24 protein-coding genes are annotated in these 25,948 nt (G+C 42.4%); 7 read left to right on the top strand and 17 right to left on the bottom strand.

What is annotated here, in order from left to right; translation table 11 throughout:
* Window positions 1-72: 72 nt before the first annotated feature.
* Window positions 73-483, bottom strand: coding sequence for a hypothetical protein (locus ACY8DX_RS09835; RefSeq protein WP_462406732.1), 411 nt, complete (start codon window positions 481-483; stop codon window positions 73-75).
* Window positions 484-787: 304 nt separating this feature from the next.
* Between ACY8DX_RS09835 and ACY8DX_RS09830 the strand changes: the two genes are divergently transcribed.
* Complete coding sequence (locus tag ACY8DX_RS09830; RefSeq protein ID WP_442853816.1) at window positions 788-895, top strand: SMI1/KNR4 family protein; 108 nt, start codon at window positions 788-790, stop codon at window positions 893-895.
* Complete coding sequence (locus ACY8DX_RS09825) at window positions 852-1,745, top strand: SMI1/KNR4 family protein (protein WP_462406731.1); 894 nt, start codon at window positions 852-854, stop codon at window positions 1,743-1,745. Before ACY8DX_RS09830 ends, ACY8DX_RS09825 begins: the two co-directional genes overlap by 44 nt.
* A 149-nt stretch (window positions 1,746-1,894) precedes the next feature.
* Here the strand turns inward: ACY8DX_RS09825 and ACY8DX_RS09820 are convergent, their stop codons facing one another.
* On the bottom strand, window positions 1,895-2,188 hold the full coding sequence (locus tag ACY8DX_RS09820) for a hypothetical protein (RefSeq protein ID WP_049671086.1): 294 nt from the start codon (window positions 2,186-2,188) through the stop codon (window positions 1,895-1,897).
* A 185-nt stretch (window positions 2,189-2,373) separates the two neighbouring features.
* Between ACY8DX_RS09820 and ACY8DX_RS09815 the strand changes: the two genes are divergently transcribed.
* The 3 genes from ACY8DX_RS09815 to ACY8DX_RS09805 all read left to right on the top strand — a co-directional run bounded on the left by ACY8DX_RS09815 (window position 2,374) and on the right by ACY8DX_RS09805 (window position 4,124).
* Complete coding sequence (locus ACY8DX_RS09815) at window positions 2,374-2,784, top strand: hypothetical protein (protein ID WP_462406730.1); 411 nt, start codon at window positions 2,374-2,376, stop codon at window positions 2,782-2,784.
* A 57-nt stretch (window positions 2,785-2,841) separates the two neighbouring features.
* Window positions 2,842-3,612, top strand: a complete 771-nt coding sequence (locus ACY8DX_RS09810; RefSeq protein ID WP_462406729.1) for a hypothetical protein — start codon at window positions 2,842-2,844, stop codon at window positions 3,610-3,612.
* Between the two features lie 65 nt (window positions 3,613-3,677).
* Window positions 3,678-4,124 carry an OmpH/Skp family outer membrane protein gene (locus ACY8DX_RS09805; protein ID WP_462406728.1) on the top strand — a complete coding sequence of 149 codons (447 nt, stop codon included), beginning with the start codon at window positions 3,678-3,680 and terminating at the stop codon, window positions 4,122-4,124.
* Window positions 4,125-4,412: 288 nt separating this feature from the next.
* On the opposite strand, the gene ACY8DX_RS09800 is transcribed toward ACY8DX_RS09805, so the two are convergent.
* The 9 genes from ACY8DX_RS09800 to ACY8DX_RS09760 form a co-directional block, all read right to left on the bottom strand.
* On the bottom strand, window positions 4,413-5,891 hold the full coding sequence (locus ACY8DX_RS09800) for an aldehyde dehydrogenase family protein (protein WP_462406727.1): 1,479 nt from the start codon (window positions 5,889-5,891) through the stop codon (window positions 4,413-4,415).
* A gap of 27 nt (window positions 5,892-5,918) precedes the next feature.
* Window positions 5,919-7,076 carry an acyl-CoA dehydrogenase family protein gene (locus ACY8DX_RS09795; protein ID WP_462406726.1) on the bottom strand — a complete coding sequence of 386 codons (1,158 nt, stop codon included), beginning with the start codon at window positions 7,074-7,076 and terminating at the stop codon, window positions 5,919-5,921.
* 24 nt (window positions 7,077-7,100) lie between these two features.
* On the bottom strand, window positions 7,101-8,291 hold the full coding sequence (locus tag ACY8DX_RS09790) for an acyl-CoA dehydrogenase family protein (protein WP_462406725.1): 1,191 nt from the start codon (window positions 8,289-8,291) through the stop codon (window positions 7,101-7,103).
* A gap of 19 nt (window positions 8,292-8,310) precedes the next feature.
* Window positions 8,311-8,727, bottom strand: coding sequence for a Zn-ribbon domain-containing OB-fold protein (locus tag ACY8DX_RS09785; RefSeq protein ID WP_049671093.1), 417 nt, complete (start codon window positions 8,725-8,727; stop codon window positions 8,311-8,313).
* Between the two features lie 14 nt (window positions 8,728-8,741).
* Window positions 8,742-9,905, bottom strand: coding sequence for a thiolase C-terminal domain-containing protein (locus ACY8DX_RS09780; protein ID WP_462406724.1), 1,164 nt, complete (start codon window positions 9,903-9,905; stop codon window positions 8,742-8,744).
* A 29-nt stretch (window positions 9,906-9,934) separates the two neighbouring features.
* The gene (locus tag ACY8DX_RS09775; RefSeq protein WP_462406723.1) at window positions 9,935-10,393 is read right to left on the bottom strand and encodes a MaoC/PaaZ C-terminal domain-containing protein; all 459 of its coding nucleotides are present in this window, start codon (window positions 10,391-10,393) and stop codon (window positions 9,935-9,937) included.
* Window positions 10,390-10,860: a MaoC family dehydratase N-terminal domain-containing protein gene (locus tag ACY8DX_RS09770; protein ID WP_462406722.1), complete on the bottom strand. Its 471-nt coding sequence runs from the start codon at window positions 10,858-10,860 to the stop codon at window positions 10,390-10,392. Before ACY8DX_RS09770 ends, ACY8DX_RS09775 begins: the two co-directional genes overlap by 4 nt.
* 6 nt (window positions 10,861-10,866) lie before the next feature.
* Entirely contained in the window at window positions 10,867-13,041 is a 2,175-nt protein-coding gene (locus ACY8DX_RS09765; RefSeq protein WP_462406721.1) for an acetate--CoA ligase family protein, read from the bottom strand.
* Between the two features lie 281 nt (window positions 13,042-13,322).
* Entirely contained in the window at window positions 13,323-15,299 is a 1,977-nt protein-coding gene (locus ACY8DX_RS09760; RefSeq protein WP_462406720.1) for a helix-turn-helix domain-containing protein, read from the bottom strand.
* Window positions 15,300-15,685: 386 nt separating this feature from the next.
* On the opposite strand from ACY8DX_RS09760, the gene ACY8DX_RS09755 reads away from it, so the two are divergent.
* A complete protein-coding gene (locus tag ACY8DX_RS09755) occupies window positions 15,686-16,255 on the top strand; it encodes a hypothetical protein (protein WP_462406719.1) in 570 nt (189 codons plus the stop codon).
* A gap of 1,072 nt (window positions 16,256-17,327) precedes the next feature.
* Window positions 17,328-17,933, top strand: coding sequence for a CAP domain-containing protein (locus ACY8DX_RS09750; protein WP_049671098.1), 606 nt, complete (start codon window positions 17,328-17,330; stop codon window positions 17,931-17,933).
* A gap of 142 nt (window positions 17,934-18,075) precedes the next feature.
* Here ACY8DX_RS09750 and ACY8DX_RS09745 read toward each other — a convergent pair whose 3' ends face one another.
* The 6 genes from ACY8DX_RS09745 to ACY8DX_RS09720 all read right to left on the bottom strand — a co-directional run bounded on the left by ACY8DX_RS09745 (window position 18,076) and on the right by ACY8DX_RS09720 (window position 25,601).
* Window positions 18,076-18,372: a hypothetical protein gene (locus ACY8DX_RS09745; RefSeq protein ID WP_462406718.1), complete on the bottom strand. Its 297-nt coding sequence runs from the start codon at window positions 18,370-18,372 to the stop codon at window positions 18,076-18,078.
* A 254-nt stretch (window positions 18,373-18,626) separates the two neighbouring features.
* Window positions 18,627-21,020: a M14 family metallopeptidase gene (locus ACY8DX_RS09740; protein ID WP_462406717.1), complete on the bottom strand. Its 2,394-nt coding sequence runs from the start codon at window positions 21,018-21,020 to the stop codon at window positions 18,627-18,629.
* Window positions 21,021-21,466: 446 nt separating this feature from the next.
* Window positions 21,467-22,492 (bottom strand): LacI family DNA-binding transcriptional regulator, encoded by a 1,026-nt coding sequence (locus ACY8DX_RS09735; protein ID WP_462406716.1) that lies wholly within the window; start codon window positions 22,490-22,492, stop codon window positions 21,467-21,469.
* A 24-nt stretch (window positions 22,493-22,516) separates the two neighbouring features.
* Window positions 22,517-23,332, bottom strand: coding sequence for a carbohydrate ABC transporter permease (locus ACY8DX_RS09730; RefSeq protein ID WP_049671102.1), 816 nt, complete (start codon window positions 23,330-23,332; stop codon window positions 22,517-22,519).
* Window positions 23,332-24,192: a carbohydrate ABC transporter permease gene (locus ACY8DX_RS09725; protein WP_439802709.1), complete on the bottom strand. Its 861-nt coding sequence runs from the start codon at window positions 24,190-24,192 to the stop codon at window positions 23,332-23,334. The genes ACY8DX_RS09730 and ACY8DX_RS09725 overlap by 1 nt, the downstream gene beginning before the upstream one ends.
* A gap of 119 nt (window positions 24,193-24,311) precedes the next feature.
* Window positions 24,312-25,601 carry an ABC transporter substrate-binding protein gene (locus tag ACY8DX_RS09720; protein WP_462406715.1) on the bottom strand — a complete coding sequence of 430 codons (1,290 nt, stop codon included), beginning with the start codon at window positions 25,599-25,601 and terminating at the stop codon, window positions 24,312-24,314.
* Window positions 25,602-25,948: the final 347 nt, after the last annotated feature.

Genomic DNA, 25,948 nt, shown 5'->3' with positions numbered 1-25,948 from the left:
ATTTGAATATCGCACAGCTCTCATAGGTAGGATAAAACTCTTCTCCAACTTTCCTGCTAGATCCATTTCCCGTTAAGCTTCCTCTTTAATAAATTCCTCAAGATATTCCTTTAATTCCTCTTTTATTTCATCTACTGATTCATCAACAAGTTCACCTAGAATCTTACTTCCAGGTACATGTTTATTGATTGGTATTCCTAAGAAAAACCGTTCACATTCCCATAATGTAATCGTATGGATGTCAATAAGGTCACCGTATGTGTCCGTTTTCTCTGATAGACCAATCGTCACTGAAGAAATAGATCCCGGCTTAAAATAATCGTCACCTTCCTTACGAAAATTCACTTCTAATGCAAGATTCCCCTTTGCTAAAAGAGCTTGATAATCTGCCCGTAATTCTTCGATATAATCTTTCAATACTCTTTCAGTATGTTGAATAGTTATTTTCAAGTCATCGGTGAAATCATTTTGTTGAAACTTCATTTAAAAATCACTTCTCTTTACAAAGGATACGTATGTATTTCTTCAAGAAAGGAAAATATCCTGCATCCACTAACCCGGCCGTTTGTTCAGTACATTACTACAATCCTAACAACTCCTGATATAAAGAATCTTTTTTATAGTAACTGTCTATAAAAACACTCTGCAAAAAGGAGGAAAAAGTAGAAAACAGTCGAATTAAGTATATAAAAATACTAAATGAAGTCAGGTGATACTCATTGGAACGAACATATGGGAAAAGAATGATCTATACAAGCCGCAGCCAGTCAGCGATGCGGTGATTCAAATGGCAGAAGCTAAGCTGAAAGTAACCCTTCCAGCCTCCTACATAGAGCTATTAAAACAACAAAATGGCGGTCGTTTTACACAATGCCTACCCCGCTCCGCAGCATGAAAAGTTTGACGAGCCCTTCATAGAGGTTGAATACATCGATGGGATTGACGAAGATAGCTCCATACTAGAAAGTGAAGAATTATGCGAAGAATGGGAAATGCCAAAGGGGCTGGTATTGTTTCACGGTGATGGTCACACTTGGCTTGCATTTGATTACCGGCACACCTCAGCGAATCCCCCCATCGTCTATGTAGACAATCATGAGGAGACTTCACAGGTATTTGAAATTGCCAAAAGCTTTGACGAATTTCTGGAGAATCTATATACCGTTGAAATCGAATTGGATGATGAAGAGTATTCCCCTGTCACCTATAGCAAAGAAGAGTTTGAAGCACTGATTGAAGAGAATGATGTTGATAGCCTTTATGATATTCTTACTGTTCATGAATATGAAGTGGAAGCAGAAGATGATTGGTATGTTGAAAAACTCTTGCATTTAAGCAAACACCCTAATGAAGATATAAGAAAAGCAGTCGCTGACCTTATACTGTATTGGTATACTTTAATATTAGATGATACACGACTGGACAAATTCATCAACCTATTCAAGGCTGATAAAAATTCCGATGTTAGGGACTATGCTGACTGGATTGTAGAAACAATGAATTCCTCTTTAGAGGATCTAAAGAATATGATGCATAAGTATGAGAGCGATTATGGACATAATGTCATATTTAAATTTACGTATAAAGGTAATAGCCGCCTTGTTATACAGATAGAAGGCAAATGGGTCCTTGTAAGCGAGGACGGCACGAAGCAGCAGTTCAATTCAATTGAAGAGTTTTTTAAAGAGGCTAAGCTGGATGGTATTCCGCTTACTGAAGCATGGGATGATGTGAAGAAACGATAATCACAGATAAAGAAGGTTATAAAAATAGACCTTGATGGAGAATCACTGTATTTTCCTATCAAGGTCTTTTTGCATATTTGCCATTTCCGCATAACCCTCCCTGCCTTCACGTAATGATGGGTAGATTTGTCACCTAGTTGGTTTAACAATCACATCAGTCCTAATAAGATTAATCGTTTCATTGCTGCCGCACGTGTACGAATATCATTTTTATTCTGGTACTCCTCCACTTTGTCTATAATCATTGCTGGTATTCTTATATCGATCCGTTGAGAATCTCCTCTCTCAATATAGACCTCTAAGTCCTCCTTTTTATCTAGTCCAATCCTCACCAATTCTAAAATTGCAGCCGTTCGAGTAGAAATACCATTGTTCAACTGATAGTCTTCTATTTCTCTTAATAAAATATTTGGCATTCGAATATCTACTCTTATTAGTTCCATAGGGTTTCCTCCTACACTTTACTTCCATAATTATACTAAAAATACCAGCTTTTTGACCAGTTTCATACAAATGTATTTTATATCGGGTGAACAGTATTTTATATTGTACTTGATTTGTACGTGAATTAGTTATAATATATGAAATGTAATATTTAACCAATTATTAGTAGATTGGATGTGGTGATATGAAAAGAATTGTTCTTATGACAGGTCTATTATCGTTATCTACCATTACGGTAAGTAGTGCAAATTTCAGTTTAGAGACATGGTACGAACAACAACTGGGTGTTTCTATGACAAATGTAATAACTGATAGTGAAGACACCATGACCCGCTCCATATATGACTACAACAAATTTACTACCGCACTTATGAATGACGGATCAACACAGATTTATGACCAAACTACTAAGTCTTTTACCGCATCAAGCGCCAACATAAACAAATACTCCGAAGAATACATCAAACAAATTCAATCAACGACGAATACACTTAAAACCACTCGCTATAATCAACTTGTAGATGAACGTATCTCTCAACACAACCAAGAAATAGATGAAGAAGTAACAGATATATTAGCCGAAATCTTAAATTAAACTGATTTTACGGGGATAACCCTTAAAATACACTATTATTGAAAAGGGGAATTTGACATGATCAAAACAGTAAAAGGCAAAGTAATCACAGGGGTAACAGCATTTGCACTTATTTCTGGAGGAGCAGTAATGGCTAGCACAGATGCTGGCAGCAACCTTAAAGCTTGGTATGATGCACAATTCGGTAAATCAACCGCTAAAGTTGCTAAAGACTCTACTGATTATGCAAATGGCAAAGCTGGTTCACTTTATAAAGAATATGACAACCTGAAAAAAGAGGGATCTGGATATATTAGTACTGCTGGTAGCCTAAAAACTGCCGAAGGAACAACAAATATCAATTCCGCAAAGGATCAACATATCAATTCCGTACAATCGAAAGAAACTGAAATCCAAAACTATATGACATCACAATTTGACGGATTATTTGCTGCAGCACAAAAAATTATTGATGAAACAGCTAAAGAAGGCTCTAAATGGGCAAATCAAGATCTAACTGCTCAGTATGGTAAAGACGGTTTAAAAGCTGCTAGTCAAGTTGAGACTGATCTTGGTGCTGTGAAAGGAGCAGCTGTAAAAGAATTAGAAACAGCAATAAATCAAGCAAAAACAGAGATCCAAGCTTCATTAGATTCTAATACAACTGCTACTACTGAACAAATCAAGAAAGCCATTGATGCCAAGATAAAAGTAATGCGCGGAGAAATCACTACATTACGTGACAATCTAGTAGCGGCTCAAAAACAAATAATCGCAAACAAAGCGATTGCATTAGAAAACCAAGCTAAAGCTGAAATGGATTCAGTTGTCGCTGACATAAACAGGTAATCACGAAATAGATAGGAAGGACATCACACTGGTGTCCTTTTCTTCCAGTATTTGGAGGTGTATTCATGAGCAGAAAAGAAATCTACAATAAGAAGAAAAAAATACGAAGGTTTAAATATATGGCTACTGTCTTCATCTTAATAATAGGTATTGGATTAAGTTCTCACGTTATGGCTGATGGAAATGCAAGTTCATTGCTTAGTAACTGGTTTGATCAGAAAGCTTATGAATCCATTAATGAAATTAATCAAAGTATCCAGAAGGAAAAAGAAAAATCATTACAACGATTACAGAAAGAGCTACAAAAGGATATGAAACAATCCGCAAAGGACCTTGATACATTTACACAGCAGGAAAAACAAAGAAGTGTTGAGGAAATCCAGCGTTACACAAATGAGTTAATCAGTAAGATGGATGGCCAAGACAGCCAATCCAAACAAGAAATGAAAAATAAGTTAGATGCCATTACCGAAAAAGCGAAAAATGAATTGGATCAGGCAGCAAAAAAGTAGCTCACATAGTGGGCTTTTTATTTTGAGTTTCAGCATATTTATAGGACCATCTTGACGTTATTCTTTCTAGTAATGCTTCTCAATTTGTTTGAGATAATTAAATCTTATATGAATAAAGATTTTCAAATGACCATAGCTATCAGCCCACTCTACTCCATAATGTACGTATAGCTTTGCAAGTATCTTTCATTGATGAATATATAATAAAAGAAAACCTGTAGGTAAAACACTCCTTCTCAAGTGTCCTAACTACAGGTACCATTTAGCCTTCATTCTTCCTTTTATAAACTACTGACCTAACTCTATATAGCAGGATTTCTCTCGCGTAAACTCTAACACACTATCATTGCCAATCCCGCTCTCCTTGTGACCGCCAAACGGTAATTCAGGGCCAACTCGCCTGTATGTGTTCACCCACACATTCCCTGCTTCTATTGAGCGGATCATACGATGGGCACGGTCGAGGCTGGATGTCCAGACGCCGGCAGCTAAGCCGTAAGCGGAATCATTGGCCATGGCGAGTGCTTCCTCTTCTGTATCGAATGGCATGACGACGGCTATGGGGCCAAATATTTCTTCCTGACATACACGATAGGAATTACGTTCGACCTGAATAAGTGTCGGTTCGACCCAATAGCCTTCTGCCAGCTCAGGCTTATTCGGGAATAGAGAGGAACCTCCAGCACGGCCGCCGTAAATGATTTCTCCGCCTTCTTTTTCAGCCAGTTCAATATAGGAGCAGACCTTATCATATTGAACCTTGTTGGCAATCGGTCCCATGGAGACCTCACTGCTCATCGTATCCCCTAACTGGATATAGCTGTCGATTTGCTGCTTCATGAGCGCAATCATCTCATCAAAGACAGGTCGTTGTATTAATATTCGGGATCCAGCTGCACATATCTGTCCTGCATTGCCGGTAAATATGCCATTGACGGTTACGCCGTTAGCCGCTTTCTGCAGATCAGCGTCAGCAAAGACGATATTCGGTGATTTTCCTCCCAATTCTAATGTGAGTGGTTTCGGGTTAGAAGCCGTTGATTCCGCAATGGCTCTTGCAGTGTTCATAGAGCCTGTTAAGCTTACCTTATTAACTCCTTTGTGGCTGACCAAAGCCTCCCCAATTTCTGAGCCGTACCCGCTAATCACATTCAGCACGCTAGGAGGCAGGATTTCTTGGATGATTTCTCCCAATCTCATAGAGGAGACGGCCGCTAGTTCAGATGGCTTGATAATAACGGTATTCCCAGCTGCCAACGCATAGGCAGCCTTAATCGAGAAAGTAAACAATGGAGCGTTCCAAGGGATGATTCCAACGACCACCCCTAATGGCTCACGCAAGGTATACCCTACAGTACTTGGTCCCAATTGCGTTGTTTCTCCCCTGCTTCCAAGGGATGTCGCACCAGCAGCATCATACCAAATACTTGTTAAGGACGGAATCAGGCCATAAATCGTCTCCCTAATCACCCAGCCATTATCACGCGTCTCTAGCTCAGCAAGCTCTTCCGCATGCCTGGCAACGGCATCGCCAATTTGGCGAAGATAGTTGGACCTTTCTAATGCGGGGACTGCCGACCAGGCTGGAAGTGCCTGGCGGGCTGAGGCGACCGCTTCCTCTACATCCTCTACCGTGCTTCTTGGGACAGAAGCCCAAATCTGCCCGGTAGATGGATCGATACTGTCAATTATTTTCCCAAATTGAGCTTGCGTGACTTTTCCGTTAATCAGATTGTCGTATTCCTTTACACTGCTACGAGTTTCCACCTTCATCCTCCTTTCATCGCTTTAAAATCAAACGAGAACTTCTTTCTCCTGTTGAAGCCAGCCCAACGCTTTGACTGCTTGGTCATAATACTGCTGTTTAGTGCCTAGATAGTTCTCATAGAAACGCGCCCGTTTCACATATAATTGACAGTCCATTTCCTCGGTGAAACCGATGCCGCCATGAATCTGGATATTATGCGAAGCGACTCGTATAAAAGCTTCTGTGACAAATAATCTTGCGCTGGCTATCGCCTGAATCCGATCAGGTGCCCTGCTCTCAATCGCCCAATTGGCATAGTAGGTCAAGGAACGGGCTGTCTCCAGGTCAAGCTTCATATCGACGATTCGATGCTTAATCGCCTGAAAACGTCCGATCGGTTGGCCGAACTGTTCGCGGATATTTGCATATTCCGCTGCCGTTTCGACGATGCTATCCATGCTGCCAATGATATTTGCACAGAGGGCGGCATTTATGGAAAGCAATCCTTCTTGGATGATTTCCCATCCATTATCGATATCGCCAAGAATTTGATTAGAAGAAACAGAAAGATCCTCGAAAACTACCTTTGCCAGTAATCTTGTTTCATCGAAGTTTTTTTGATTTTGTATTTGAACATCTTCACGGTCCACGATGACTAGTGAGATTCCATGCTGTTCTTCTCCATCATTTGTCCGCACTAATACAAGCATGCTATCTGCCAATCTAGCATCTGGCACGAACGATTTCATTCCATTCAGCACGAATGAATCACCCTTGCGTTCCCCTCTCATCTTAATGCCTGAAGGCTTATAGCTCCCCTTTTCCTCCAGCCACGCAAGTGTGAACGTATGACTTCCCTCCACAATCGCCGGCAAGTATGTTTCTTTTTGCTGATTTGTCCCGTACTTTTCTAAGAGCGGTACGACGAGAGCATTTGTCTCTAAATAGAGACTTGGGATAAGCGCTCGTCCCATTTCCTCTAAGATTGGCACCATATCTAACAATCCAAGTCCCATTCCACCATATTCCTCTGGTACATTAATGCCTGTACAGCCCAGCTCAGCCATCCCCTCACGCAAGGTTTGCAGGGACCCTAATTCGCCTTTTGTCACTTCCCTCGCTATCTTCGTCTGTCCAACATCATCCAAGTACTTGCGAACATAATTGCGGAACATTTCCTGCTCCTGACTTAATGAAAAATCCATTCTCCTTTCACCTCCGTTTTTAGTCTAGCGTCCCATATCCTTTGGCAAGCCTAATATCCGCTCTGCTATCGTATTCTTCTGAATTTCGCTTGTCCCGCCGCCAATTGTCTGACCAAAGGAATAAAGATAATTATCCTGCCAGTAAGAATTCCCGATCACGGCATCTTCCTTCCATAGCACCCCCTGATGACCTTGCAGGGAAATCGCTTGTGAAAACAAGTCCTTCGTTAATTCACTGACGATTAATTTGTCCATGGAGCCTTCCACGCCAGGATGTCCCTGTTTCAGCTGTTTCGTTAGATTGCGATAATAATTCAGGAGCGATCCTCTTGAACGCGCATAGAGATCAACCATCGTCCTTTGAACAAACGGATCATTCATTAATGGCTCACCATCGTCCGCTTCCAATTCCTTTGTCACCGCAACCAAGTCATTGAATTGCTGTTCGAGCGTAAATACTTGTGCACCAATTCCGGTCCTTTCATGCATCAGCAAGGCAATGGATACTCTCCAGCCCTCATCGACTTCGCCCACAATATCGGCATCATAAGCCACCGCATTGTTCAGGTACACTTCATTGAAATCATGCTTCCCATCCATCTGAATGATGGGCCTTGTCTCAACCCCTTCCTGATGCATATCAAGAAGGAAGGCGGTAATGCCTTTATGCTTTTTCTCATAGCGGTTCGTACGGGCCAATAGGAAGCATCGATCAGCCACATGGCCAAAGCTTGTCCATACCTTTTGGCCGTTAATGACCCACTTTTCTCCGTCTTTGACAGCGCTCGTTTGAAGGGCGGCTAAATCTGAGCCGGCATTCGGCTCGGAATAGCCTTGGCACCAAACCTCTTCGCCCGTTAAGATTTTCGGAATATAGGTTTCCTTTTGCTCCTCCGTACCGATTTGCATGAGCGTCGGCCCAACCATGTGAATTCCGACATAATTGATCAGTGGTGGTGCTTTCACGCGAACCATTTCTTGATGATAGACAATTTCCTCCATCAATGTGGCATTGCGGCCGCCATATTCTTTAGGCCAGGCAATCGCCGCATAGCCCCCCTCATAGAGCTTCCTCTGCCAATCTCTCAAGAATCCGGCCTCATCATCAGGCATTTTGAAGGTGCCCTCAAGCCATCCTTCGGGCAAGTTCGCTTCTAGCCATGCGCGCAGTTCCTGGCGAAATGCTTCTTCCTTTTTGGAAAATGAAAAATCCATTCAATATCCCTCCCTTTCTTTACGCTCTTGTCCATTGAGGAAGCGCACGTTCCTCGGTAATGTCCTGCCAAATCATTTTGACCGGCATGCCAATCTCTATGTCCTCCGGGGAACATTCCAATACATTGCCAATCAGTTTCACTTCACGGGCGTCAGCCAATTCAATGCTTGCAATGATATGCGGCAGATCATCCTGAAAGCCTGGTAAAAACGGCCGATAAGATACGATATACGAATAGACGCTTCCGAGAATATCACTGCCTTTATTCTCCCAGCTCAGCTCGGTACTGCCACACTTTGCGCAAGCAGGACCTGGCGGGTGTAAATGGGTTTGACAGGAATCACATTTTTGCAAAACGAGTTCATGCCGGTCGGCAGCATCCCAATAGGGGTGATTATCTTCATTTTTTAATGGAATTGGTTTCTGATAGCTCATCTGTTTTCCTCCTTCTAATTTCTTAGAATCATCGCACCGGCAATATCCGGTCCGGCCCAGCCTGTGCAAATGCCAATCTCGCAATCCTCCACTTGACGGTCTGTCCCTTTATATTCATGACGAACCTGACGGACAATTTCGAGTACATTATTCATCCCGTGTGTATAGCCTTCAGAAAGCATGCCGCCCGCCGTATTGGAAGGAAGGCTGCCGCCCATTTTCAAATTCCCTGCAGCGACGAAATCGCCAACCTCTCCCCGCGGCGCAAACCCGTATGCTTCGAGCTGCCTAAGCACGACCCAGCTAAAGCAATCATAGATCGAAGCTACCTGGATATCCGCTGGTTTCACACCGGCTTTTTTGTATAGTTCAGGAGCGACATAATCAGAGGCCACTTCATCTAAATTGGACCAGTAATGCGAATGCGAGACACATTGGCGCGCCTCAATCCCCATAATATAAACCGGCTTCGACTTACAATCCCTTGCCCGCTCGGCACTGGTCACGATAATCGCGTTTGCTTCATCAGACTCGAGGCAAAAATCATGGCGATTAAAGGGATAGCTCAAATACGGTGTATCTTTGTATGTCTCCATCGAGAGAGGTTTTCCATAAAAGAACGCCTTTGGATTTCGTTGGGCATGCTCATAAAAGCTGACGCATACATGGCCGAGATGCTCCTGAGTAAGGCCTGTTTCATGCATATGACGAGTCGCGAATAAGCCAAACCATTGCCCAGGCCCGCCTGCACCGTACGGAATGAGAAAGCTTCCCCCATCAATGACGGATTGTAAGAGATTGATATCCCAGCCACCACCGCCCATGCGCACACCTGACCGTCCATTCATCGAGCGGTAGATCATGACCGTATTGACTTGGCCTGTTTCAATTAACCCAATCGCATCGGCAATGAGCATTTCCGTTGAGCTCCCGCCGCCGCTAATATCCTTCACGTATTTAGGGCGAACCCCTAAATAGGTAGCTAATTGATGAGAGGTGCATGAGTCACCTTCCGAATAACTCATGAATCCATCAATATCTGTTGCTTGAAGTCCCGCATCACTTAATGCCGCTCGTGCTGCATGAAGTGCTAAATTCAAGGGCGTTGTCCCCGACTTTTTTGACCGTTCACTTTCCCCAACACCGACAATGGCATACCGGTCCTTGATATCTGCCATGATTGATAACCTCCTCCAATTTCATGAAATCAAACAAATCTGACCGTTGCTTCCCCATACCCGACAACTTGACCCGGTGCTTTTTCTGCTGTCAGCTCAAGCTTCGCAAAACGCTCTCCGTCTTCCTCATAAAGCTTCTTCACGATTGCATGACTGGTAATCGCATCCCCCGGTCTCGTCACAGCACCAAACCTCATTTTGAAATTGACGGGGATAGATTTCGTTCCCGCGAGCTTCATGACATATTCACCTAAGAAGCCCATGACAAGCATCCCGTGGGCAATTACGCCCGGCATTCCCACCTTTTGGGCAAATTCATCATCTGTATGGAGCGGATTATAATCACCCGATGCGCCCGCATACTTCACTAACTGAACCTTCGTCACTGCTGGCTTTACATAGGGTTCTAGCTTTTGACCCTCCTGAATGGTTTCAAACTCCATTTGCGGCATGTATGCTGCCTCCCCTCTATCACTTGGAATCATCATTTCTTTGCTTCCTCTTTTGCCTTCTTACTCGCTGGGCGATAAATCATATTCGTCCGGCTGACAGCCACCAATTCTCCGCTCTCATCCTTCATCTCTGTATCTAACACCAAAAATTGCATCGTCCCTGATTTGCCTTCCCTGTCGTAAAGATCGGTTACTTTCATTTGACAGACGAGGCGGTCACCTGGTCGTATGGGACGCTGATAGATAAATTCCTGTTCCCCGTGCAGCACTCTTGTATAATCGAGCGGAAGGTCAATTGCTCCGCCGCTATCCTGGCCAATCACAACTGGAAAACTAGGAGGGGCGATAATGCCGCCATAAATGGTACTGGCTGCATATTCCTCGTCAACATACAAAGGGTTGTTGTCACCGATTGCTTCGGCAAATTGGCGGATATGCCGCTTTTCTACCTCAAACACAAACGGTTTCCCTGTCAATCCGATCAAGCTTTTATCTAATTCCATTCTTCCTCACCCCTTTATCACGGTCTTTTCTTTTGAATCTTCACTAAGGACAATCATGGCATCCGCTGCTTTCACACCATCTGGATAAACCATTAATGGATTAATGTCTAATTCCTTAATACCGGCTGCCTCACTCGTCACAAGCGCCGAAACCTTCAGCAAGGTATCGATGATGGCGTCTATATTCATCCTTGCTTTGCCGCGTGCCCCATCCAAAATGGCATAGCCCTTAATCTCTTTAACCATCTCCAATGCGTCCGCCCTTGTTAAAGGAGCGACCCGGAATGAAACATCCTGAAAGACCTCAACAAATATGCCGCCAAGCCCAAACATAATGACGGGACCAAACACGGAATCCTTCGTCGATCCGATAATCACTTCGATACCTTCTGGGAGCATTTCTTGAACAGAAATCCCGTTTATTCGGGCATCTGGCTTGTACATAAATGAATGATGCTCAATGCTCTTGAACGCCTCTCTCACTTCCTGCTCATTTTGGAGATTTAAACAAATCCCATTCGCCTCAGTCTTATGCGGGATATCTGGTGAGTCCACTTTCAGCACAACCGGATAGCCAATTTCATTGGCATAACTCACTGCTTCCTCCTCGGTTTTAGCGACCCATCTTTTCGGCGTGGCAATCCCTTGGGCTTGCAGGATTTCGGCGGCGGCTGATTCGCTCAGCTGGCTACCTGTTTGGAAAGAAGCGCTAACAACGGAAACGGGCTGTGGTGCTGCTTCTTCAAGAAGCTTCCTGTCCTCATGCTTTTGCACATATTCACTATAAGCAACTAAATAGGATAATCCTTTAACCGGATTCAAATTGCCCGGGATAACAGGAATGCCGTTTTCCTCTAATGCTTTCGTTCCTTTCGGGATAGACATGCCCTCAAGCGGGAAGGTCGTGACGAGAACGAACTTATCGGAGTTCTTGCAAATCTGGATGAACTCTTGCAGGAATTGGTTATCGCTATCCCACCCTAATGGGAATTCAGTCAAGATAATATTGTGCACCTCAGGATCTTCCACAAGAGCCTTCAGAGGAGCGATGAATAACTCAGGATTTGTGACAGAGGCTGCGGCGGTTAAATCAATCGGATTTGAAGCGCTTCCATAATTAGGAATGACACGCTTGATTTCTGTTTGTGTCTTGTCGCCGAGCGGAATGACCTTCAATCCGAATGACTCACTGCGATCGGCTTCATTGATTCCCCTTCCGCCTGAACTGGTGATAATCACCGTGTTCTTGCCCTTAGGCAGCTTATTGGATAGGAATAGTTTCGAAAAAGTGATGATATCCTCGTAATCATCCACCCGTACGATTCCGGTCTGTTTAAAGAAAGCATCATAAATGGCATCAGAACCAGCTAGTGAACCTGTATGGGAGGAGGCGGCTCGGCTTCCGGCTTCACTGCGGCCCGTCTTCATCAGCACAATCGGTTTCTTGCGCTCAAGCGCCTCCTTGGCCAAGGCTCGTAGCTTGTCAGGGTTTTTTTCCCCTTCTAAGTATCCTGTGATGACCTTTGTCTTGTCGTCATGGATCATGTATTCGACCACGTCAGAAAACTCCACATCCATCTCATTGCCCACACTGACAAAATAATTGAAGGTCAGGCCATTTTGGGCAGCTGCCATATACGTCAGTACGCCATAGGCACCACTTTGGGAGACATAGCCCACTGCTCTCTCCTCATGAAAAGGAACGGCCAAAATCGCTGGAGAGAATGTTCCAATGAAGCCATTCATCGTATTGACTAAGCCCACGCAATTGGGGCCAATCACTCGGATGCCATTTTCCTTCGCAACCTCAGCCAGAGCCCTTTGTGCCTCTTCGCCTTCCCCTCCGACCTCTGAAAAGCCAGAAGCAAAAATAATCGCCGCTTTTACCCCTTTCTTGCCGCATTGGGTAAGACTATCTTGGATCTGATTAGCCCCTACACAAAGGATGGCTACATCAATTGGCGCTGAAATCTCGCTGATGCTTGAATAACACGGGAGTCCGGCAATGGCATCAGCCTTTGGGTTGATCGGATAAATGGCTCCGCCAAATTTCCCGTCTATTAACGCCTTCAATTGAATATGCCCGATTTTGTATGGATTCTCAGAAGCCCCTAAGATTGCCACCGATTTCGCATTGAATAGCGGCTCTAACGTTTCAATCGACTTTTTTTCTTCTCGCATTTCTTCACCTCTGCTTCTATTGATAAGGACGAATCCTGTTCATTATTTTATCGAAGGGAAGAATGGAACCGAGTAAAGTGGTCAATCTTAAATCATACAATAATTAGGGAGTCAAGCGAGGAAACAAATCTCCTATCCCTAGATACGCAAGGGGTTAAATAAGGCAGAATTTCTTTATGTACGAAATGGCCCCGACAATCTGAGACAAAGCCTCGACTTACAGGAAACTTCGTCCTCCATTCGCGCGACAAAAAAAAGAGCCGCCTCTTCAGGCAGCTCCCTTACATATAGCGCTGAATCCATTTCGTCATGCTCATTTGAATCTTATCGGACGGATGTTTCCTTCCACATTCAATGTGGCTTAAATAAGATGGGGAAATCCCGATTACCTCTGCTACCTGGTTTAACGTCAAACCATGATGACTTCGAACCAATCGCAGCTGTTGACCTAATAGATTCAATGACGACAACGGCATCAGCGCTTCTTGGCTAGACTTCGTTTTCTTCCTTTTTTGAATGGATTGATATTGTTCCGTAATCACGGCAGGCGGCTCAATAATGATGGCGGCATTCTCCCATATCCGGTACCAGCCTCTCGTCTCAGCAACCGCCTCATCCCACTTGTTATCATAGTACCAGCCGCCAATAAGCCCGTCATCCTGTAAAGTATCGAGGGCTTTTTCTAAGCGGTCTCTCGTCCTGGACGGTGTCCGTTCATTTACATCCTCGCCTATGGCATGTAAGAGCGTCGCAATCTTATTCGGCTGCCAATAGTCCCCTTTTCTTGCTTGCGTTCGCCATCTCCAGCTGACATATCTGGCTAACCGTTTCTCCCATGTACGGTGGTGAGGGTGATAGTGCAGCGCCTTGATTGGCAGTATCGCTATTTGTCTGCCGGAGCCGTACAGATATCTGGCAAACACGTCATCAATCGTGAAGTAGACATGTTTTTTGTCCGTATACTCTGAAACCCTGCATTCCTTGCCAGCACTGTCCTTAAAGAGGAAAGTACGGCCTTGAAGCTTCATTTCGACCGGTCTGCCTTTTTCATAAATGACCGCCTTCTCAATCTCAAGCCAAAGGCTTTGTATGCGTGAAAGCGATTCCAAAACTTGCCGGCGCTGTTTCTGTTCATAACCACCCCGACGCCCTTCCCCTCCCAGCTTTGCCTTCAGTCCCCTCATTTGCAGTAATTCGTCGAAATACACCTCAACCACGTCCTTCGAATGGCTTGCCTTTGAGAGGAATACACTGCATAAGGCATCAAATACATCCACATCTAAATCGGATACACTCTCCGCTTCACGCCATGCTTGATTGATGGGCAGGTCAGTTAGCCAATCATCCGCAAAAAAAGGCGGCTTAAACTGAATGATCCCTTCCATATTCCCTTTATATAAGGGCGTTGTTGGCCAAGGATTCGTTTCATTGCTATGAAATGACTTTTTATATAAGGCCTCTCTGACATTTTGATAGGCAACATTATTCATCACATGAATATAATCGGCAGCAGACTTTGCGCTTAGACTCTGTTGTTGACGGAGCTCTTGCTGCGTGTTCGCCTGCTGGGGATATAGCTTTTCTAGTTTTCCATTGGCAGGCTCAAGAATAATGAAGATTTCCTCAATCCAACCAGAAATATGCTGACTAATCAACTCGCTGAACCTTGCTGTAAACTCCTCATTTGAAAGACTCTGAGATAGATATTCATGGAATAATTGATTTAACTCCTTGCTTTCCAATCCAGCTATTTGTTCATGCCCGGTGGCTTGTATCATCTCATCCAGTACCCATTCGGTTAAACTACAGCGAAACCAAGCACAGAAATCCTCCCACACATTCTCCTCTGCCAGAAACGTTTCATTCTTAATAAAATGGCTAACCTTTTCGATGAGTTTAGCTCGGTCGGACGCCTTATGGACGCTCATCCGGCTAGGCTGTTTCTCGAGAATCTCCACGATGTTGGCCGCTATACTTGTGATAATCTGATGACGGGCAGCCACACGTAAATTCTTAAAGATGTCCTCGCTTTCCCGATAAACCTTCTCAAAAACGACAAAGGAATTTGCTTTTGCCGGCTCCCACTGAGGAGCATGAACAGCGTTGGCCTCATTCCTTACGCCCGACTCATAAATACAAACGACTAAGTATTGATCAATCTTATTGGCTAAACGATTTTTCTCTGCATCTTGATTATGCAGCTTTGCCATATCCCTTGGATGTTTAGGACCCAGTTCATTCCGTTCTTTTCTAATCATAAAGACCTCCCGGAAACCTAATCGATATGTGCATATAAGGATGATTGACGACTACTCTAAATAAATTCTACATCGGCCATCTTGAGTCCTTTTATTTATGGGAAATTAGTGGGTGGATTTACTTGGCATCTGAGATCTAAAGGAAGTGGTAAAAAATTTAAGACTATCATGAGGATTGTTACTAATGCCTTAATAAGAAAAATATTTTTGTTTAAGGATTATTTAATGCTTTAGCTTTAATTCTCTCAAAACTATTAAACAATGGTTGGGATTCCTTTTCATCAACTTTTTTCTTCCCAGTTTAAAAAAATATTTGAAAAAATTAACTAATATGTTAATATTATCCTTGCGCCAAAATTACCAGAACAAATGGAGGAGAAACAGAAATGAAAAAGACTATTATTATCACATCATTAGCAGCCTTAATTGGGACAGGTTTCACGCCAGTCGCCAATGCTTTTGCTAATGAAAACGAAGTACCAACACATAACGAATTAGGTAGTTATCAGAATGATATTATTGTCATTGATGGCATTACATATGATCTAAATGGTGATTATGATAGCTATGTTCTTCCAGATCAGCCCGCTCTCCCTTTACCAGAAATCTCTGGTGATATTATAAGAGAATCTGAAATCATTAGTTATGAGGACATTGTGATGATTGACGGTGTCGCTTATGACACTCATGGTAATCAAATTGTTAGCGACTCTCAGTTTGTTACATACGGAAAATTAAGCTGGGCGGCTAAAGCTCTTAGAGCAGGATATAAATCACTTCCGAAATCCGTAAGAGATAAGATTGGCAGTCAAGCTTTATTTTTGGGTGCTGTAGGTGTTCTTGATCACTATACGGGCACACTTGAAGACGGGCTAACTCAAGGATTTAGGAATATGGGCTTGAGTAAAACTAAAGCAAGATTTTTAGCTAAAACTGTGCTTCTTTTTACATTCTAAATTGATGAACGCACAAAGAAAGACCCTGTTTCCTTGTAGATACATGGGTCTTTTTCGTTGTTAATGTTAGATAAAACTATTTTTGTTTTAATAAAGAAGAGCGTTTAAATAAGGTGACTAGCAAATAGATTAAAACAATAATACTTGCCAGACCAAAAGAATCAAAAAACGCTGTTTTCACATCCGTATGTTCTATTACCCTTACTAGAAAGAGAGCAACACAACTTATCGTATATAAAATGAAAAAATGTAGCAGCCTGCTTTGTTTAAACAACATAATCAAAAAGATGATCGCCGTTATGCCAAGCAGGATAGACTCTAATAAACTCACAATAATGTCCTCCTAGATGATGTATTCAGTCATCTATTATACCATAAAATATCCATTTTTTACATTTATTTGATATCAATCTGTGGTATTTCCTGATGCCATCGAAAGCAGGAAATAGAAACCACGCTGCAAAAACATCATAAAGGAAGTAAGAATAGAATGATGAGTGGTGTTTATCTTCAAGTTATTTCCCTACCATTTTAGCCTTTAATGGGCTACTTTCCCGTCAATTATATCTCGATTGTCTTCATGAGCATAGACATCGAACTCGCCTCCCCCATTCATCTATGAATCCTGAAAAAACTCCAATATGGTCTTTGTCCTGATGTTTCAAAATGATAGCTCGAAGTGGTTTCTTGGAGGAAGTTGCTCTACATAGAGATTATGTCTACTTCAAGCCTTGCATGTCCGTATCAATAAATGTTCAATCGTCCTTATCAATTTAATCAATTTACGATAACAGGGTGAATCATTATTCCCAAAGGAAAAACCGTGCCTAGGCACGTCTTGTTCATAGGAACATTTAACATAATCGGGAGGATGTTACCAAGAACAAATCATATGAATTCATTTGACTAACGATTGTTCAGCCCCTTGGCTACAGGGTTCTTATCAAAGTAATTCTCTATTTCAACTACTCTGTAAATACCCGTTTTCTCACACTCCAATTATTTACATGCCAATTCCCTTCCATTTCTCGATATAATCTTCTATGTTACTAAACTTATAAGGAGAGGAAAGATGATGAAGAAAAAGATCACGACATTCATACTCACTGGAGCTTTATTGCTTCCAACCGCATCTGCGTTTGCAGACTATCAATATACGGTGGTATCTGGAGATACTTTGTGGAAGGTTGCCGACAAAACGGAGACTGGCATTAGCGAATTGATTGCTGCCAATCCTAGGATCTCTAATATCAACCTCATTTATCCAGGACAAAAACTTACTATTCCGACTCAGGATCAAATAAAAGAATACGAGCAAGAAGTTATTAGACTCGTCAATGTAGAAAGAACGAAACAAGGTCTCAAAGAATTGAAATATGATTGGGAGCTTGCTAGAGTAGCCAGATACAAGTCAGAGGACATGAGAGATAATAATTACTTTAGTCATAACAGCCCTGTATACGGATCTCCATTTGATATGATGAAGAACTTCGGCATTAATTATAAAGCTGCCGGTGAAAATATCGCTAAAGGACAATCCACACCAGAGCAAGTGGTTAAAGCATGGATGAATAGCTCCGGACACAGAGCCAATATTTTGAGCACAAAGTTCACCCATATTGGCGTAGGCTACGCGAAAAACGGACATATTTGGACACAGCAATTTATTTCTAAGTAAGGAATATTCCTACTGAAGATAGTAGGAATGAATAAATTCCTACTATCTTTTATCCATACATAGTTCTGCAAGCAAGGGAACAGTTTAGCAGCTGCTATCAAGGAATAACCTATTCCTTGTGGGTAGGTATGATGTTCTCTGATTATAGTGACTTCTCAGATTTCGTCCACCTATCTACTTGAGTAACCGTTTGCTTATTGATGTTATATAGATAAGTGACATTAGGTTCATTTTCGAATATAACAAAGAGTTTCTTTTCATTGGTTAATCGATAATCATCTGAATCGGTCACTTCCCAATGATCTTCGGGAAAAACTCTTTCTAAATGCGTATCCAATTTCTCAATAGCAGATTTTGTTTGCAAATCCACTAGGAACGGTCTAATGGAGTAAAAGGTGATGCCGGCTATTAAAATAATCCATGATATGATTCTTAACATTTTTTTGAAGCTAGTAAGAAATAGTGCCAAAACATTCAACCCTATAAAAATGAAAATCAGTATACCTAATTCAATTATGGTTGTTGGCATCAAGGTATATCACCACAATTCTATTGTGATCAACTAAAAACTTGTAGATTTTTAAAGTACGCAGCCATCAACATTAAAATAGATGCTGATGCCACTCTAACTTTGATTTGCCTAAAACAATGGAAGGCAACCCAATAAACACTTGGGTTGCCTCATTCACTAAATCATTTAATCTTAAATGTAGCAGAATTATACTTTTTGCCATTTCCGAACGGGTTGTAGTTATTTTCAATATTACCGGCGATATCGACAGAGAACCAGTTGAGTGTGCTTGTCTCGGTAATTTCAATCGATTCGGCTGATTCCCTCACACCAGAGAGCATCAATTTCGGAGAATCAAAGTTTGGTCGACTGCCATCTAATGTGTAATAGATGGTCGCTGGTTCGCTCGTAATGAAGGATACATCCACTTTATCCTTATAGGTGCCGCTGCCTGGGTCGGCGATTGTGCGTGGATTTGTTTTGTCCTTAGCCTGATTATGGGCAACCTCCATCAATCCGATCAGACCGTTGGAGAATTCCATCGCTTCTTCATGTCCTTCTTCAAAAGTCGGCTGGAAGCCTACAGCTTCCCATCTCTTTGTGGATTTATTATAAAGGTCAGCACCAACTTCGAAGTTCCAGGCAAAGATGCCTTTTTCATACCATAGATAATCAGCTGAGTTACCTGCTGCTGAGTACAATACATCTGGAATCGGGCCAGTCCTTCCAGGGAGGATGACGGTTCCGCGGTGGTCCTGGATTTTATTAAGAATATGACTGGATGCGGACCAATAAAAAGCTTCCTCTCCAGCAGTCGGGCGTGGCAATGTGTTCCTTTCAGCGTCATACGATCCTGGAGACCACATGAAATATCCCCCATAGCTATGAACGTTCATCGCAAATTTGATATTGCTGTATTCATCGACAAGCCAGGCCATATTCCTCATTTCCACTTCAGATCCTTCTTCAGGCCCTGCAAAAGTCGAGCTCGTGCAGGAGGTCGATGCTCCGATAAAGCCGTCATAAACGGATCCCGCTGTATAGTTTCGGTTCAGGTCAACACCCCAGGAGTTCTGATAACCCGGGTCACTTTGGGTCGGGCCACAATGATTTTTCATGTTTTTCCGCTGCATATTATAGTCATAAAAGCTGTAATTGGCCCCATCCGGATTCATCGTCGGAACTAAGAAGATATCCAGGTTATTGACCAATTGTCTCGTTGGCTTATCATGCGCATAATTTCGGACGAGGCGCTCTGCTGTCTCGATTGTCACAAGTGGTGTCACCCATTCACGGGCATGTTCCTGGGAATAAGCGAGTACTCCAGGCTTCGTGCCGTTCTTCTGTTTCCCGATGCGGATGACCTTCATCGTTTGCGGCTCGCGTGAAACAGATTCAGGTGCATCCAATCCGTCTGTCAGCTGCGCTGATGCCGCAGACAGGACTCCCGCTCCCGCATTTCCTCGATACGTTGTGGCGCTTACCACTGATTTTGCCTGGCTATTAATCGCCGCAACTGCCTGAGCTGCTGTCGTTGTTATTTCCTTGTCTCTATTCGTCGCTAATTGCACGGTAATGACATTCTTTTTAACCGTTACTTTCAGGTTGGCGTTCTTCTTATTCGGATTCACCAGCTCGACGGAAAGATCATTTCCTCCCTTATGTCCCCAAGCCTTGGACGTCAGAACGATGGCATTATTGCTCATCTCCCCGATTGTGGCTTGGGCGTGCCTGCGGTACCCATTCGTTTTGTACGGCATCTCCACAATTTCAATCAGCTCAGGAAATTCCTCCGCCAAGCTTTCTGCTCTCTCATATAATTCATTTGGATCCATATAATGATCAACAAAGTCCTTCACGTAATGGTCGTTCGGCTCATCAGGAAGGTCGCCAAGCCATTCCGTCAGCTTTTTGGACGTCTTTCCTCCCAAATTCGATTCAATGGTTACTTCCCTCGGAATCTCATCGACTTCGATTAAAATGGTGTGGTAGAGATACTGTCCATAATCCACTTTCCTTGAAAGAGTCGCCGATTTTTCACTGTCGCCTTCCTTCCATTTTGCCGTCAAAGCGGTGCTGGCTGTTTCTCCCGCACTAGATTTGACCTCCAAGTAAAGGAAATCCCCTGACTGGTTGGTAAAATAATTGGCGCGTAAAACCTTTAATGTATCTATTTCAGAGGCTAGTTCCTGCTCCAGCGCCTGAGATGTGTTACGTTCCGCTACATTCCCCCTCCACTGGGATTCCGTCACAATGGTCTCTTTCTTCTTCACACCCAACATTTCTAGTGTTGCAAGCTCAGTAGGAGTCACAACGACATCCGCTTCAATCACGCCATCATGCTCATGCACACTATGCGTCAGGTCGACCCCCATTTCCTGCATCTTATCGAATGTTTTGCGATCCGGGATGACCAATTTGACGATGGATGTAGTTTCCTCCTTGGCGATTGGTACAACGGCTTGATCATTCACAGCCGTATTCGCCATCGCCCCCACCGGGTACAAGGACGCCAATGTGAAACTAGAAAGTACTAATAACTTGGCAAAGCCTTTCTTTGCCTGCTTCTTCTTCATACATACACCCCATTCTACTTTTTTTGCGCTATATAGAGTAAAATCTATATAAAATTGGTAGAATACGGTGTCGCAATCTGCTGTCATAGCAAAAATGAGACTATACACATAACCACTGGATAAAAGTGTCCATTTCAATACACGCAGAGTGAATAAACCACCCTTTAGCCCCCGCCTTTTCACCCTGTAAACCGGTGAATACTAGTTTCCTAAAAGAGCAATAAGCAAACGGAGTAGCGATTAATGTAGAATAGAACAGAAAAATAGTTGTCATATTGCTGGAATCTCCTTGACGAAGGATACTGATAGATTCCTGAATAGACTTTTGAACCAGGTTCATGTCCCGTTATTTATTGGCTTGTAGATTATAAGCTCCATCTAGCTATTAATCATATCCGGCACATGATAAAAGCCACCCTTCATAAGAAAGGTGGCCAAAAGAATGCCTATTCTATCTTTCTGCACGATTCCCGCTCCATAAACTCAGTTGGAATCGTAACCCGCTTTGCGAAAGTATTCGGGTTCTTAATCTTTTCGATTAAACAATTCGTTGCTTCAATACCTAGTCGAGGAATATTGATTTCCACAGACGTCAAAGGTGGTTTTGAATGCTGAGAGAGTGTTTGATTATTAAACCCGATGATGGAGACATCCTCTGGTACACGAATAGTCAGTTTTTCCAGATAGCTTAAGATCTCATACCCAGTCAAATCATCCTGGGCAATGATGGCTGTTGGGATAGGTTTCAGTTCCATTAGGCTTTTAATCGATTCGAACCCATGATCATTAAATAGCTGTTCATCAATCAAATAATCTTCGCAGAATGGAATTCCACTCTCCTCTAAGGCATCCCGGTATCCCTTTAAGCGGTCAACGGTTACGGCAAAGTTTTCGTTTCCGCCAATAAAGGCAATGTGTTTATGCCCAAGCTTGATGAGATAATTTGTCACGTCTTTGGCGACGGTCACATTATCATTATCGACATACGTAATGCTGTTTTCATGCATGAGCGGTCTGCCTATCACCGTAAAAGGAAAATCAACCTCTTTCAGGAACTCAATGACCTCATCATTTTTACGAGAATACAAGAGGATGAGCCCGTCTACCCTTTTTCCTTGTACCATCGAAACCACTTCTTCATAGATTCCTTCTCGTGTATAACTGGTCGATAAATATAGTCCATATTTCTGCTCATTGGCTCTACGGCTAATCCCGCGAAGAACGACCGAGAAGAACGGATTCTTAAATGCGTGATACGCTGTGTCAGGCATAATAACACCAATGGTCTGTGTGCTTTTCCCGACTAAGCTTTGAGCCTGGAAATTAGGGGTATACCCCAACCGTTCCATCACTTTCCGGACTCTGCGTTTTGTTTGACTGCTGATATGCGGGCTATCCTTGAGTACCCTTGATACAGTGGATGGTGCTACATTCGCTTCTCTGGCAACATCTTTAATCGTTACATCCGCCAATGCCCTACCTCCGTTCCTGTATCCTTATTTCACGGCACCCTCGGATACACCTTTAATAATTTGTTTTTGCGCAAAGAAGTAGCCGATAATGACCGGAAGAATGGCCAGAGTTAATCCAGCAAGGGCAAGATGCCATTGTTTTGTATACTCCCCAAAGAAGAAGAACATCTTAAGCGGTAGAGTCTGCATACCATCCTGATTAATAACAAGGGAAGGCAGCAAATAGTCATTCCAAATCCAAATCGTATTCAAGATAGCAACCGTAACCGTAATAGGCTTCAATATTGGGAAGATAATATGCCAAAAGATTTGCCATCTGTTGGCCCCATCAATCGTTGCTGCTTCATCCAATGATTGGGATATCCCCTTTAACGATCCATGGTACAGAAAGATGGACAAGCTGGCGCCAAAACCAACGTACATAAAGATTAACCCTGCACGGTTCAGCATTTCAAACTTACCAAAAACCGAGATTAATGGAATCATAACGGTTTGGAAAGGGATCAGCATCGCTGCCACGAATACAAAGAATAAAACTGTACTCACCTTACTTTTATTCCGTGAAAGAGCATACGCTGCCATGGAAGAAAAGAGAATAATCAACACGACACTCACAACGGTAATGAAGACGGAATTAAAGAGTGTCTTCAGGAAATCCAATTGTTTAAAGGCTTCTACATAGTTGTCGAAATTAAGGGCTTCCGGAAGATTTAAGACATCTGTAAACATTTCCTTCTTCGTTTTAAAGGAGTTGACAATCATGATATAAAATGGGGAGAGCCAAAGTAAAGCCAACATAATCCCGATGATTTCTAAAGGCCAGTTATGCTTTCTGCGCATTACAACTCAACCTCCCTTTTCTTGTTGATGTACACCTGTGTCAAGCTGATGGATGCGACAATTAAGAAGAAGACAACGGCTTTTGCTGATGCATAGGCCATATCACTTTCTTTAAACGCTGTCTGGAAGATTTCCATCGCCACCATTTGTGTGGAATTATAAGGACCGCCGCCTGTTAAACTTAAGTTCTGATCATATAGCTTAAATGTATTGGACAGCGTCAAGAACATACTAACTGTAAATGCCGGTGCAACGAGAGGGAAAATAATTGCACGAAGCTTTTGAAAATAGTTTGCTCCATCAATCTCGGCAGCTTCAGTTAATTCTTCTGGAACGCTTTCAAGATAGGAAATGTAAATAATCATAATATAGCCAGCCATTTGCCAGCTCATCAGGATCACTAATCCCCAAAATCCTGTAGAAGAAGTAGATAACCAACCTTGCAGCCCTTCATAACCCAAGGCTACACCCACCGCGTCAAAGGCTTTCGTGAAAATGAACTGCCAAATAAATCCTAAAATTAACCCGCCAATTAGGTTCGGCATAAAGAATATAGTCCGAAGGAAATTACTTGATTTGATTCTTGAAGTAACAATTAAGGCCAATACTAAACCAATCACGTTAATTAAAATGATCGATACGAGGGAGAATTTCACGGTGAACCACAAGGCATCTACGAATTCTTTCTCCTGGAAAATACCGATATAGTTTTGGAACCCTACAAAAGCAGTTGTCTGAATTCCATTCCAGTCTGTAAATGAATAAAAGATTCCGAGTCCTAGCGGTAAAAGGACGACCAAAAATAGCGATACGAGAACAGGTGTTAGAAATAGCCAGTAGGAAAAACTGCGAGTACGCATTATTACCCCTCCAAATTCATGACAGGAATGCCTTCTAATATTCATTAAACAATGTATCCAGCAAAACAAAGTAGCCCAAGATGTTCTACTTTGTTTTGCCGTTTTTCGTTATCCGAATATTATCGAGCTTCTGTCCAAGATTTTTGTGATTCTTTGACTAATTCATCCCAAGTCATTTCATCACTTAAATATTTTTGGATGTTTACACCCAATTTGTTCTCGCCCCAACCAGTTGGATAGCCCATGAATACCCAACCAATTGTTTTGCCCTCAGTCGCATATTCATAGACTTCTCTGGAGATTGGATCCGCGATTTTGCTGGAATCATAGCCTTCATAAGCAGGGATAAAGCTGAAGTCTTCAAGAACGGTCTTCTTACCTTCATCAGATGTGTACAACCAATCTAAGAAATCTTTGGATGCTTCAATCACTTTTTCATCCTTGTTGCTGTTTACGCCCCAGTACATTGGAATGCCAACTGGAAGAGAATCTTCTTTATAGCCTTCTACAGGAATTGGCAGGATACCAACGTTTTCTTGAGCGAATTCCTCGTCAATTCCTTCGATGGAGCTGTATACCCAGTTACCTTGTTGAATCATGGCTACTTTACCAAGAGAGAAGTTTTCTTCAACTTGTTGAGAATAGTCAAGACTGACTGTTGGCTGAATGGAATATTTATTGGAGAGATCAATATACCATTTGAATTGATCGCCATATTTGAAATCAACACTGTCAGCGTTATATGCATTCATGATGTTCTCGTCAAATTCAGGAGAAAGGAACACGTTGGAGGAATGCAAGCCTGTTACCCACTTTTCTTTACCTGGCAAAGCGAAAACCGCTTTAATACCAAGTTCATCTTTTTTGCTGTCAATGGTTTTAACGGCTTTTTCAAGCGCTTCCGTTGTGGTGATTTCCTCTGCCTTAATACCGGCTTTTTCGAAGATTTCTTTGTTATAAAGCAGGCCGTATCCTTCTTGGTTATATGGAAGGCCAAGTACTTTATCATCTGTTGTGACACCGTCAAGAGTTCCCTCTAACGCTGCTTTAGAGGCTTCTGTATCCGATAAATCCGCTAATTTATCCTTCCAGTCCTCCACATCCTGCGGACCGCCAACATTATAGATAGCCGGTTCCTTACCGGAAGCGAATTTCGATTTCAATGCTGCACCATAATCCTCTCCGCCGCCGACTGTCGTAATATTAATATCTACATTTGGATTTTCCTTTTCATACTTTTCTGCCACTGCTTCAAATTGATCTTTAAACTCTACTTTAAATTGGAAAACATCAATAGTAACCTTGTCTCCGCTGCTAGATGAGGAGCTATCCGATGAACATCCCGTTAAGATAGCTGTTGCTAATAGCGAAGCTGATAAAGCACCTGCATACCACTTTTTACGTTTCATACTTTTACCCTCTCTTTTCTATGATGTTTTAGGTTTAAGAAAACGCTTTCAACAATATGTAAATAAAAAGAATATTACTCTTTCAAAATACTAAAATGCTTGCACATAACGAAAACGTTTGCATAAACCTTACATTTAAAATTTATCATAATAATATAGGAAGTTCAAAGCTTTTTTTATTATTTTATTATGTTTAAAAATTCAAACTTTACTGAAATCAATAAGTGATTGCATAGGTTTTTACTATATTAATGTTGTTTATTCAATAAAATTCCAGTAACATCTCTAGCAATCTCAAATTTCCATATTCATTCTACCCGTGCTCAGGAAGTGCTAGGTATGCAACT

The sequence above is a fragment of the Gracilibacillus sp. Marseille-QA3620 genome (genome assembly GCF_054950035.1).
This window is presented reverse-complemented; position numbering and strand designations above follow the sequence as displayed.

Coding starts and splice junctions, on each gene's coding strand:
- ACY8DX_RS09835 (WP_462406732.1), bottom strand. CDS start 483: ATGAAGTTTCAACAAAATGATTTCACCGATGACTTGAAAATAACTATT.
- ACY8DX_RS09830 (WP_442853816.1), top strand. CDS start 788: ATGGCAGAAGCTAAGCTGAAAGTAACCCTTCCAGCCTCCTACATAGAG.
- ACY8DX_RS09825 (WP_462406731.1), top strand. CDS start 852: ATGGCGGTCGTTTTACACAATGCCTACCCCGCTCCGCAGCATGAAAAG.
- ACY8DX_RS09820 (WP_049671086.1), bottom strand. CDS start 2,188: ATGGAACTAATAAGAGTAGATATTCGAATGCCAAATATTTTATTAAGA.
- ACY8DX_RS09815 (WP_462406730.1), top strand. CDS start 2,374: ATGAAAAGAATTGTTCTTATGACAGGTCTATTATCGTTATCTACCATT.
- ACY8DX_RS09810 (WP_462406729.1), top strand. CDS start 2,842: ATGATCAAAACAGTAAAAGGCAAAGTAATCACAGGGGTAACAGCATTT.
- ACY8DX_RS09805 (WP_462406728.1), top strand. CDS start 3,678: ATGAGCAGAAAAGAAATCTACAATAAGAAGAAAAAAATACGAAGGTTT.
- ACY8DX_RS09795 (WP_462406726.1), bottom strand. CDS start 7,076: ATGGATTTTTCATTAAGTCAGGAGCAGGAAATGTTCCGCAATTATGTT.
- ACY8DX_RS09790 (WP_462406725.1), bottom strand. CDS start 8,291: ATGGATTTTTCATTTTCCAAAAAGGAAGAAGCATTTCGCCAGGAACTG.
- ACY8DX_RS09785 (WP_049671093.1), bottom strand. CDS start 8,727: ATGAGCTATCAGAAACCAATTCCATTAAAAAATGAAGATAATCACCCC.
- ACY8DX_RS09780 (WP_462406724.1), bottom strand. CDS start 9,905: ATGGCAGATATCAAGGACCGGTATGCCATTGTCGGTGTTGGGGAAAGT.
- ACY8DX_RS09775 (WP_462406723.1), bottom strand. CDS start 10,393: ATGATGATTCCAAGTGATAGAGGGGAGGCAGCATACATGCCGCAAATG.
- ACY8DX_RS09770 (WP_462406722.1), bottom strand. CDS start 10,860: ATGGAATTAGATAAAAGCTTGATCGGATTGACAGGGAAACCGTTTGTG.
- ACY8DX_RS09765 (WP_462406721.1), bottom strand. CDS start 13,041: ATGCGAGAAGAAAAAAAGTCGATTGAAACGTTAGAGCCGCTATTCAAT.
- ACY8DX_RS09760 (WP_462406720.1), bottom strand. CDS start 15,299: ATGATTAGAAAAGAACGGAATGAACTGGGTCCTAAACATCCAAGGGAT.
- ACY8DX_RS09755 (WP_462406719.1), top strand. CDS start 15,686: ATGAAAAAGACTATTATTATCACATCATTAGCAGCCTTAATTGGGACA.
- ACY8DX_RS09750 (WP_049671098.1), top strand. CDS start 17,328: ATGATGAAGAAAAAGATCACGACATTCATACTCACTGGAGCTTTATTG.
- ACY8DX_RS09745 (WP_462406718.1), bottom strand. CDS start 18,372: ATGTTAAGAATCATATCATGGATTATTTTAATAGCCGGCATCACCTTT.
- ACY8DX_RS09740 (WP_462406717.1), bottom strand. CDS start 21,020: ATGAAGAAGAAGCAGGCAAAGAAAGGCTTTGCCAAGTTATTAGTACTT.
- ACY8DX_RS09730 (WP_049671102.1), bottom strand. CDS start 23,332: ATGCGCAGAAAGCATAACTGGCCTTTAGAAATCATCGGGATTATGTTG.
- ACY8DX_RS09725 (WP_439802709.1), bottom strand. CDS start 24,192: ATGCGTACTCGCAGTTTTTCCTACTGGCTATTTCTAACACCTGTTCTC.
- ACY8DX_RS09720 (WP_462406715.1), bottom strand. CDS start 25,601: ATGAAACGTAAAAAGTGGTATGCAGGTGCTTTATCAGCTTCGCTATTA.